The sequence below is a fragment of the Laedolimicola sp. genome (assembly GCF_051972735.1).
Taxonomy (GTDB): domain Bacteria; phylum Bacillota; class Clostridia; order Lachnospirales; family Lachnospiraceae; genus Laedolimicola; species Laedolimicola intestinihominis.
On record NZ_JBOKYU010000064.1, the window covers coordinates 1 to 9336 of the forward strand.

At 51.5% G+C, this 9336-nt stretch carries 10 protein-coding genes; 8 read left to right on the forward strand and 2 right to left on the reverse strand.

Annotation, left to right across the window (positions count from 1 at the left end; all coding sequences use genetic code 11):
- The first annotated feature begins 244 nt into the window (after positions 1-244).
- From ACTRC3_RS10955 to malQ, 8 genes are all read left to right on the forward strand, one after another.
- Entirely contained in the window at positions 245-514 is a 270-nt protein-coding gene (locus tag ACTRC3_RS10955; protein ID WP_349164350.1) for a hypothetical protein, read from the forward strand.
- 191 nt (positions 515-705) lie between these two features.
- On the forward strand, positions 706-2052 hold the full coding sequence (locus ACTRC3_RS10960; RefSeq protein WP_440323087.1) for an ABC transporter substrate-binding protein: 1347 nt from the start codon (positions 706-708) through the stop codon (positions 2050-2052).
- A gap of 85 nt (positions 2053-2137) precedes the next feature.
- The gene (locus ACTRC3_RS10965; RefSeq protein ID WP_158362550.1) at positions 2138-2989 is read left to right on the forward strand and encodes a carbohydrate ABC transporter permease; all 852 of its coding nucleotides are present in this window, start codon (positions 2138-2140) and stop codon (positions 2987-2989) included.
- A gap of 1 nt (position 2990) precedes the next feature.
- Positions 2991-3833: a carbohydrate ABC transporter permease gene (locus ACTRC3_RS10970; RefSeq protein ID WP_186873767.1), complete on the forward strand. Its 843-nt coding sequence runs from the start codon at positions 2991-2993 to the stop codon at positions 3831-3833.
- A gap of 8 nt (positions 3834-3841) precedes the next feature.
- A complete protein-coding gene (locus ACTRC3_RS10975; protein WP_440323088.1) occupies positions 3842-4852 on the forward strand; it encodes a LacI family DNA-binding transcriptional regulator in 1011 nt (336 codons plus the stop codon).
- 88 nt (positions 4853-4940) lie between these two features.
- Positions 4941-6038: an ABC transporter ATP-binding protein gene (locus ACTRC3_RS10980; RefSeq protein WP_440323089.1), complete on the forward strand. Its 1098-nt coding sequence runs from the start codon at positions 4941-4943 to the stop codon at positions 6036-6038.
- Between the two features lie 34 nt (positions 6039-6072).
- On the forward strand, positions 6073-6312 hold the full coding sequence (locus ACTRC3_RS10985; protein ID WP_440323090.1) for an HPr family phosphocarrier protein: 240 nt from the start codon (positions 6073-6075) through the stop codon (positions 6310-6312).
- 6 nt (positions 6313-6318) lie between these two features.
- A complete protein-coding gene (gene malQ / locus ACTRC3_RS10990; protein WP_440323091.1) occupies positions 6319-7785 on the forward strand; it encodes a 4-alpha-glucanotransferase in 1467 nt (488 codons plus the stop codon).
- A 113-nt stretch (positions 7786-7898) separates the two neighbouring features.
- On the opposite strand, the gene ACTRC3_RS10995 is transcribed toward malQ, so the two are convergent.
- Both ACTRC3_RS10995 and ACTRC3_RS11000 read right to left on the reverse strand, forming a co-directional pair.
- Positions 7899-9032 (reverse strand): type II toxin-antitoxin system HipA family toxin, encoded by a 1134-nt coding sequence (locus tag ACTRC3_RS10995; protein WP_440323092.1) that lies wholly within the window; start codon positions 9030-9032, stop codon positions 7899-7901.
- Complete coding sequence (locus ACTRC3_RS11000) at positions 9019-9297, reverse strand: helix-turn-helix domain-containing protein (RefSeq protein ID WP_178039996.1); 279 nt, start codon at positions 9295-9297, stop codon at positions 9019-9021. Before ACTRC3_RS11000 ends, ACTRC3_RS10995 begins: the two co-directional genes overlap by 14 nt.
- Between the last annotated feature and the right edge of the window lie 39 nt (positions 9298-9336).

Here is a 9336-nt window from a genome sequence, read left to right on the forward strand (position 1 = left end):
ATATTGGCGATAATGTTATGTTTGCGCCGGATTGCGGATTATATGCGGCCGGACATCCCTTCGATGTGGAGCTTCGAAATTCCGGAATCGAGTACGCATGGCCTATCCGCATTGGCAACATAATCTGGGCGAAAGCGTAGGCCGTGTATACTGATACGTGTCCAGATAATTTCTTTAAAATAATTGACGTTACGGGAATTTCTGGTTACAATATGAGACATTAGAGACAGGGAGGCAGATAAATATGTACTATGTACCGGAAGGAACCAAAGAATGCGGCTTCTATGAATGTAAAAAATGTGGCAACCGCTTTTTATCCCTGCAGACCATGCAGCGGATCCCATGTCCGGACTGCGCGATGGATATCGATTATGAGATCGGGCCGGACGAATCTATGGAAGACATGATGGATACGGCAGAGCTGATCGATAAGCTGGAGGGTGAGGAAGAGATAGAAAGAATGGATGGACTCTTAAGCCTGGCAGTCACCGGCGGTGATTGTGAGTGGATCTAGTGAAAAAATGCACAAAAAGCAGACCCAATAATCTGTAAAACTGACGAAAAAAGCAAGGAGTAGAAAAAACTTCTTGCTTTTTTTCGTGAAAGAGACTATGATAGAAGCATAAGAACTGGAAACGTTTCCAATGAAACGTTTCCAAAACGGATTCCAATAAGGAATTCTACCATGAACGGGAGGAAATCATTATGAACAAGAAACTCTTAGCCCTGACACTGAGCGGCGCTCTGGCAGTTTCCATGCTGGCAGGCTGCGGCGGATCTTCCAACGGAGGAGACACCTCTACATCTACAGACACGAAGGCAGATACCACAGAAGCAAGCGGAGCAGAAGGCTCTGTATACTATCTGAATTTCAAACCGGAGCAGGATCAGCAGTGGCAGGACCTGGCAAAGGCTTATACCGACGAGACCGGCGTACCGGTAACTGTTGTAACAGCGGCATCCGGTAACTATGAGACCACTCTGATGAGTGAGATGGGCAAGAGCGGCGCTCCGACCCTGTTCCAGGTAAACGGACCGGTGGGTCTGGCAAACTGGAAGGATTACTGCTACGATCTGGCAGGCTCCGATATCTACGGACAGCTGACCAGCGATAACTACGCGCTGAAGGAAGACGACACCGTATACGGCATCGCATATGTAATCGAGTCCTATGGACTGATTGTAAATAAGACACTGCTGGAGAAAGCAGGCTACACTATCGACGATATCCAGTCCTTTGCGGATCTGAAAAAGGTAGCTGAGGATATCACAGCACGCTCCTCTGAGCTTGGCTTTGCGGCATTTACCTCTGCAGGTATGGACGGTTCCTCTGACTGGAGATTCAAGACCCATCTGGCAAACCTGCCGATCTACTTTGAGTATCAGACCGATGGTATCAGCAGCACAGACGCTATCAAGGGAACCTACCTGGACAACTACCGCGATATGTGGGATCTGTACATCAACAACAGCACCTGCGATCCGAAGGAGCTTTCTGCTAAGACCGGCGACGACTCCAGAAACGAGTTCCTGGCAGGCGACGCAGTCTTCTTCCAGAATGGTTCCTGGGAGTACGCGAACCTGACAGGCGACGGCGGTTATACCGATGACGACCTGGCTATGATTCCGATTTATATCGGCGCTGGCGACGAGGCAAATCAGGGTCTCTGCACCGGTACAGAGAACTACTGGTGTGTAAATAACCAGGCAGACGAGGCAGATATTAAGGCAACTCTGGACTTCATGAACTGGTGTGTAACCTCTGAGCTGGGAACCAAGACCATGGCTGATGAGATGGGCTTCGTTATTCCGTTCAAGGGCGCGCAGGAATCCAAGAACCTGTTTGTAAAGCAGGACGCAGAGTACACCGCAGAAGGCAAGACTCCGGTATCCTGGAACTTCACCACCATGCCCTCTGAGGAGTGGAAGAACGGCGTAGGCCAGGCTCTGACCGCATACGCAGCAGACCAGACCGACGCAAACTGGGCAGGCGTTGTATCCGCATTCGTTGACGGATGGGCAACCGAGTACCAGATGGCGAACGGCCAGTAAAAGAAAAACTATTTTAAGGGGCGGGCAGTCAATACTTGCCTGCCCTTTTTCTACTCAATTTTAACTCAGAAAGGAGTGCAGAATCATGGAAAAAGCGATCAAACGCTGGTCGCCCCTTTTTGTACTGCCCACGCTTCTGGCTTTTACGATTGGATTTATCATTCCCTTCTTTGAGGGACTGTATCTGTCCTTCTGCCAGTTCACGACAGTAAAAAACGCGAAATTCACAGGCTTTGGAAATTATAAAAAAATCTTTTCCGACCTTACATTTTTAAGCTCCTTTAAGTTTACCGTACTCTTCGCGGTGGCCTCCATTGTGCTGATTAACGTCATTGCCTTTGCGCTGGCGCTGCTTCTGACACGGAAGCTTAAGGGTACCAATATTTTCCGTACGATCTTCTTTATGCCGAACCTGATCGGCGGTATCGTGCTGGGATATATCTGGCAGATTCTGATCAACTGTGTGCTTTCCATCGTAGGACAGCCGCTTTTGGCACTAAACAGCTCCGCAGGCTACTGGGGACTGATTATCCTCATGTGCTGGCAGCAGATTGGTTACATGATGATCATCTATATTGCGGGACTGCAGAACGTCTCCGATGACCTGCTGGAGGCAGCCCAGATCGACGGAGCGACGCCCTGGCAGACTTTATGGAAGGTGAAGCTTCCTATGGTTATGCCGTCTATTACCATCTGTGTATTCCTGACGCTGACCAATTCCTTCAAGCTCTTTGACCAGAACCTGGCACTGACCGGAGGAGATCCGAACCATATGACAGAGATGCTGGCGCTGAACATTTATCAGACCTTCTACGCAAGGGCAGGAGCCCAGTGGAAGGGTCTCGGCCAGGCCAAGGCTGTACTGTTCTGCCTGCTGGTTATCGTAATTTCCGTGCTCCAGCTGCGGGCTACACGTAAGAGGGAGGTGCAGCAGTAAGATGAGAAAGAAAAAACAGATACAGGATACCGTCATGGTAGTGTTCCTGAGCATTCTGGCGCTGTTGTACGTCTATCCGATCGTCATGATTCTCTTTAACTCTGTAAAGAGGGAGACGGCGATTACCACCTCCGGCGCGTTCACCCTGCCGACGGCGGACACCTTCGCAGGTCTGGCAAACTACGCCAACGCGATTGCCTCCAAGGGCTTTTTACAGAGCTTAGGCTACAGCCTTCTGATTACCATCACCTCTGTGGCGGCGATTCTTATCTGCTGCTCCATGTGCGCCTGGTACATCACCCGGGTAAAGGGAAAGCTGTCAAAGATTCTGTATTACCTGTTTGTATTTTCCATGGTAGTACCCTTCCAGATGGTGATGTTTACCCTGTCCCAGACAGCGGATTCCTTAAACCTTAACAAGCCCTGGAATATCTGGATTATCTACCTGGGCTTCGGAGCGGGTCTGGCGGTTTTCATGTTCGCGGGCTTTATGAAATCCATTCCCCTGGAGGTAGAGGAAGCGTCCATGATTGACGGCTGCAATCCGTTGCAGACCTTCTTCCTGATTGTGCTTCCCATGCTGAAGCCGACCCTGGTATCCGTAGGAATCCTGGAGGCCATGTGGGTATGGAACGATTACCTTCTGCCGACCCTGGTACTGGATATTAAGAATTATAAGACCATTCCCATGTTGATCCAGTATTTCCGCGGAAGTTATGGTAAGGTAGAGATGGGTCCCATGATGGCAAGTATTATGTTAACCGTAATTCCTATTGTTATCGTATATCTGCTGGGCCAGAAACACATTATCAAAGGAGTGGCTGCGGGAGCAGTTAAGGGATAAACATACAGATGACAATCAAAGACATTGCGAAGGAGTCCGGATACGCGGTGGGCACGGTGTCCCGTGTGCTCAATAATCATCCGGACGTATCGGAAAAAGCGCGAAAGACCATTATGGCGGTGGTAGAAAAGCACCATTTCAAACTAAACAGCAACGCCAAGCACCTGAAGCAGCAGGCCAGCAGCGGAATCGCGATTATCGTAAAGGGTTCCCAGAATATGCTGTTCGCTTCCATCGTGGAGCGGCTGCAACGGCTTATAAGTGAGAAAAAGTACGCTTCCTTCATCTACTATATCGGTGAGGAGGAAAATGAGGTAGAGCGGGCTGAAAGGGTGTGCCTGGAGCGGCATCCCTTGGGGATTCTCTTTCTGGGAAGCGATCTGGAGTTCTTCAAAGAGCGGTTTGACCGGCTGGAGATTCCCTGCGTGCTGGTTACCAACTCGGCGGCGGAGCTGGGCTTTGACAATCTCTCCAGTGTCAGTACGGACGACGAGGCAGGCGCGCAGGCAGCGGTAGCGCATCTTTTGAAGCTGGGCCACCGGAACATCGGTATCCTGGGCGGTTATATGGAAAAGTCCCATGCGGCCCATACCCGGTACAAGGGCTGCGAAAAGGCCTTCGCGGAGCAGGGCATGAAGCTGGAGCCCGGTCGGCAATACCGGTCGGCGTTCTTTTCCATGGAGGAGGGCTATCACGCCATGGAGCAGCTGTTTGAGCAAATGCCGGATCTGACCGCGGTATTTGCCATGGCAGATGTACTGGCAGTGGGCGCTATCCGCGCTATCCGGGACCGGGGACTTCGGGTACCGGAGGACGTTTCAGTGATGGGCTTTGACGGAATTGAACTGGGAAATTATCTTTCTCCGCGGCTCACTACGGTGCGCCAGGCCAGAGAAAGGATTGCTGACCGGAGCCTGGAAATTCTGCTCTCGGACATTGCGGGAGAGCGTCCGGCGGTGCATGAGCTTCTTCCCTTTGATATCGTGGAGGGAGAGAGCGCGGCGAAAATCGCCCGCTAAGACAGAACAGAAGATAAGATGGGTAACGGTGAAGATATGGAATAATTACGGTGTACGCTCCGGGCGGACATGGTAAGGAGGAAGAAAAATGGCAGATATTACATTTAAGCATGTGGTGAAAACCTATGACAATAAAAATACAGTGGTTCCGGATTTGAATCTGGAAATTCACGACAAGGAATTTATCGTGCTGGTCGGACCGTCCGGCTGCGGAAAGTCCACGACTCTCCGTATGATTGCGGGTCTGGAGGAGATCAGCTCAGGCGACCTGTTCATCGGCGACAGAAGAGTGAACGATGTGGCGCCCAAGGATCGGGATATCGCGATGGTATTCCAGAGCTATGCCCTGTATCCCCATATGACGGTATACAAAAATATGTCCTTTGCCTTGGAGCTTCACGGCACGCCCAAGGACGAGATTGACAAAAAGGTGCGCGAGGCAGCCGAGATTCTGGGCCTGACAGAGTACCTGGACCGGAAGCCCAAGGCGTTGTCCGGCGGACAGAGACAGCGTGTGGCACTGGGCCGCGCCATGGTGCGGAACCCTGCGGTATTCCTGCTTGACGAGCCCCTGTCCAACCTGGACGCCAAGCTCCGTACCGAGATGAGAAGCCAGATCGCCGCATTACATAAGCGTCTGCAGACCACCTTCGTATATGTAACCCACGATCAGACCGAGGCGATGACCATGGGCGACCGTATCGTAGTCATGAAGGACGGTATCATCCAGCAGGTAGACACGCCCCAGAACCTGTACAATTATCCCTGCAACAAGTTTGTGGCAGGCTTTATCGGTTCTCCCCAGATGAATTTTGTAAACGTGAAGGTGGAGAAGGAGGCTGCCGGAACTGTACTGGTATTCGGCGATTACCGGATTCCGGTAAACAAGCCGGAGCTCCTGGCTTATGTGGGTAAAGAGGTTATCATGGGCATCCGCCCGGAGGACATTCACGCGGAGGAATCCTTCCTGGCTATCTCCGATGCTTCCAATATCGAGGCGAAGGTAGACCTGGCGGAAATGATGGGATCTGAGATTTATCTGTATCTGACCTGCTTCGGACAGAAGCTGGTAGCCAGAGTGCCGTCCCGTACCGGAATCCGCGCGGAGGACGTGGCGAAGCTGGCTCTGGATGTGAACAAAATTCATGTCTTTGACGCGGAGACGGAAGCTATCATCTGTCATTAGGATTAAAAATCGGGCAGTCAGGAGGAAAATCACGATGACGAAATATACCGTTTTATTGAACAGCATTGAAAAAATAAAAGACTTTGTAAATACCATTACCCGCTATCCCTATGATTTTGATCTGGTGTCGGGACGCTATACCATTGACGCCAAATCCATTATGGGTATCTTTTCCCTGGATTTGACCCACCCGCTGGATCTCTGTGCCTATACGGACGGGGATGAAAAGCTTCAGGAGGATCTGAAACCCTATCTTGTGGAAAAAGGAGCGTGATGGCCGGTGAGAAGCAGTGGAATTTTGATGCACCTCTCTTCCCTGCCGAGTCCTTACGGAATCGGCAGCATGGGAAAACCGGCGCGGGAATTCATTGATTTTCTGAAGGCGGCGGGCCAGGGCTACTGGCAGCTGCTTCCCATCTGTCCCACCAGCTACGGGGATTCTCCCTACCAGTCCTTTTCTACCTACGCGGGCAATCCTTACTTTATCGATCTGGAGCTGCTTGAGGCAGACGGACTTCTGGAATGGCAGGAGTATGGAGAGGTGGATTGGGAGAGCGCGCCGGAGAAGGTCAATTACGGCGTCCTGTACGAAAAGCGTTATCCGATTCTGCGGAAGGCCGCAGAGCGGTTCCTTACGCGGATCCCTTCGGATTATCCGGAATTCTGCGCGAACAATGATTACTGGCTGGGAGATTACGCCCGTTTCATGGCCATGAAGCACGCCCATGGAGGAGCGTCCTGGCAGGAGTGGGAAACCCTTTCGGCTGAGGAAATCGAGCTTCGGTATGCCGAGGAGATCCGCTTCTGGAAGGTGCTTCAGTATCTGTTCTTCCGGCAGTGGGAGGAGCTTCGCGCTTATGCCAATGAGCAGGGAATCCGTCTGATTGGAGATCTGCCCATCTATGTGTCCCTGGACAGCGTGGATGTGTGGGCACATCCGGAGATGTTCCAGCTGGACGAGAACCGGAATCCGAAAGAAGTGGCCGGCTGTCCGCCGGACGGCTTTTCCGCAGACGGACAGCTCTGGGGAAATCCTCTATTCGACTGGGAATATATGGAAAAGAACGATTACGACTGGTGGGTCAGACGGATTCAGTATCTCTGCAAGGTCTACGACATCCTGCGGATTGACCATTTCCGGGGCTTTGATTCCTACTATGCGATTCCCTATGGAAATACAACGGCCCGGGGCGGGCGTTGGAAGCAGGGACCGGGAATCGCTCTGTTCCGGGCAGTGGAGGATCAGATTGGGCCGCAGCGGATCATTGCGGAGGATCTGGGTTATCTGACAGAGTCGGTCCATCAGCTTCTGAAGGACAGCGGCTTTCCGGGAATGAAGGTACTGGAATTTGCCTTTGACAGCCGGGACGGGGGCGGCAGCGCCTATCTGCCGGAGAATTATCCGGAGCATTGCGTGGCCTATGTGGGAACCCACGACAACGACACGGCGCTGGGCTGGCTGAAGACGGCCCCGGCGGAGGATGTGGCCTACGCCAGGGAATATCTCCATGAGACAGAGGATGAGGCGACGGCCCGGGCTATGCTCGCTGCCATCTGGAACAGCCGGGCAGAGCTTGCCATCGTCCAGGCGCAGGATATCCTGGGACTGGGAAGCGAAGCCCGCATGAATACGCCATCCACGGTGGGCGAAAACTGGCGCTGGAGAGCGAAAGAGGGAAGCTTTACGCCAGAGCTGGCTGCAGAGCTTCGAGAGAAGATGGAAGCCTGCGGAAGGCTGGAAAAATAAAAAAGTACGGATGAAAAAAACGGGACATGGCAAATGCTGTGTCCTGTTTTTGTATCCAATTATTTACAAAAGATAGATAAGTTACAAAATAAGAAGAAAAACGGTTGGAAAAGTTACAAAACATATGCCCCAAGCATTTCTTTTACGCAGGTATCAATTTCAGATGCAATGGTTTTACACAAATCAGCTTTCAGACCGGCAGCAGTTCCGACAGCAACCAATTCTTTCAGGCCGGGATTTCGCCCGTTGCCATCGACGGTCGTAGTGTGCTCGCCGTAGTAAGTATTACTGTAGGTCAGGTCGTAGGCCGGACTCAGCCGCCAGGAATCGGTGGTATCGTCGTAAAGATAGGTAAAATTCTTTGAATGATCGTCCCGGTTGTGGGCGAAGACATTGAAGCACATGCGGCGATACATATTTTCCAGATCCTGAGGATTATCACGGGTCAAAATCTTCGTCAGCTTCATCAGACTGTGGTAATCAAGGCTTGGCTGCTCAAAATCCAGTTCCAGAAGAGCAGCAGCTGTCAGCATATGGATACGTTTTTCACCGGAGAAAGCCATGACGCGATCAAAGCGTTTCGTCCCGAAATAGCCTTTACATACATCAGAAGAAAATAAGCGGAACGGACTTACGGTAATGCCGCATTGCTTCGCGCACAGAGCGTACTGATATTCCATAAATCCGGCGTCCGGGCCGTCCACATGGGCGGGAAACTTGATAATCCAGGATTCACCGTCGATTTGCGTCATGATTTTAGGCCGTGCGCCGCCGCTGGTTCCGCCCAGACGGTATAATTCATCCAGCTTATCGGAAAATTCGGTATTCAGGATCTTCTGACATTGCCGGGCCAGAACGTCCAGGTTATCCAGTTCCGGTTCCGCGCAAAGATCATACTGCGGCTGATAGGTAAGCGCGCCCATTCCGGAAGAACCTACAATAGCGAGACGGTCGAGAACCGTGAGACGATCCGCATTTTCCCCCTGCTGTTTTAATAAACGCTGGAGCAGAAGGCGCCCCCAGGCGTCCGGCAGGCTGTCGGCAAATACGCCGAATAGTCCACCAAAATAATCTTTGGATGGAAGAAAAACCTGGCGCTTCAGCGGAAGCGAAAAGGGACTGACGGGAAAGCCGGTCTCCAGCCATTCCTCAGAATATTCAAATGCGGCCTTATGTGCGCTTGTCAGGGCAAGGGTGCCTACCAGCCTTTCGTCATAAAGTACCTGAATGACTTTATTTGTTTTCATTGATAACCTCCTGAATGTTCCGATAGGGAACCTCGGTAAAAAGCTGTCTCAAATCGTCTGCCATATCCAGTGCCATGGCAATCCTGGTCAATGAGAGAAGTGAGATTTGTCCGGTGGTTTCAAAGCGTTTCACAGAGCCGAAGCTGACGCCGCTGATCTGCGCCAGTTTTTCCTGAGAGATAGAGCGGCGCTTTCGGATAAGGCGCACCCGATCGGCAATTTTTTTGTCCAGTTCCTCGGCGGTTTCCCAGATGTATTCGTTCATAAAATGTGATCCTTAAAAAAAGATAGCATTGGATAATAT

Excerpts from the sequence above, each read along its gene's own strand:
- ACTRC3_RS10955 (WP_349164350.1), top strand. The coding sequence starts at position 245 with ATGTACTATGTACCGGAAGGAACCAAAGAATGCGGCTTCTATGAATGT.
- ACTRC3_RS10960 (WP_440323087.1), top strand. The coding sequence starts at position 706 with ATGAACAAGAAACTCTTAGCCCTGACACTGAGCGGCGCTCTGGCAGTT.
- ACTRC3_RS10965 (WP_158362550.1), top strand. The coding sequence starts at position 2,138 with ATGGAAAAAGCGATCAAACGCTGGTCGCCCCTTTTTGTACTGCCCACG.
- ACTRC3_RS10970 (WP_186873767.1), top strand. The coding sequence starts at position 2,991 with ATGAGAAAGAAAAAACAGATACAGGATACCGTCATGGTAGTGTTCCTG.
- ACTRC3_RS10975 (WP_440323088.1), top strand. The coding sequence starts at position 3,842 with ATGACAATCAAAGACATTGCGAAGGAGTCCGGATACGCGGTGGGCACG.
- ACTRC3_RS10980 (WP_440323089.1), top strand. The coding sequence starts at position 4,941 with ATGGCAGATATTACATTTAAGCATGTGGTGAAAACCTATGACAATAAA.
- ACTRC3_RS10985 (WP_440323090.1), top strand. The coding sequence starts at position 6,073 with ATGACGAAATATACCGTTTTATTGAACAGCATTGAAAAAATAAAAGAC.
- ACTRC3_RS10995 (WP_440323092.1), bottom strand. The coding sequence starts at position 9,032 with ATGAAAACAAATAAAGTCATTCAGGTACTTTATGACGAAAGGCTGGTA.
- ACTRC3_RS11000 (WP_178039996.1), bottom strand. The coding sequence starts at position 9,297 with ATGAACGAATACATCTGGGAAACCGCCGAGGAACTGGACAAAAAAATT.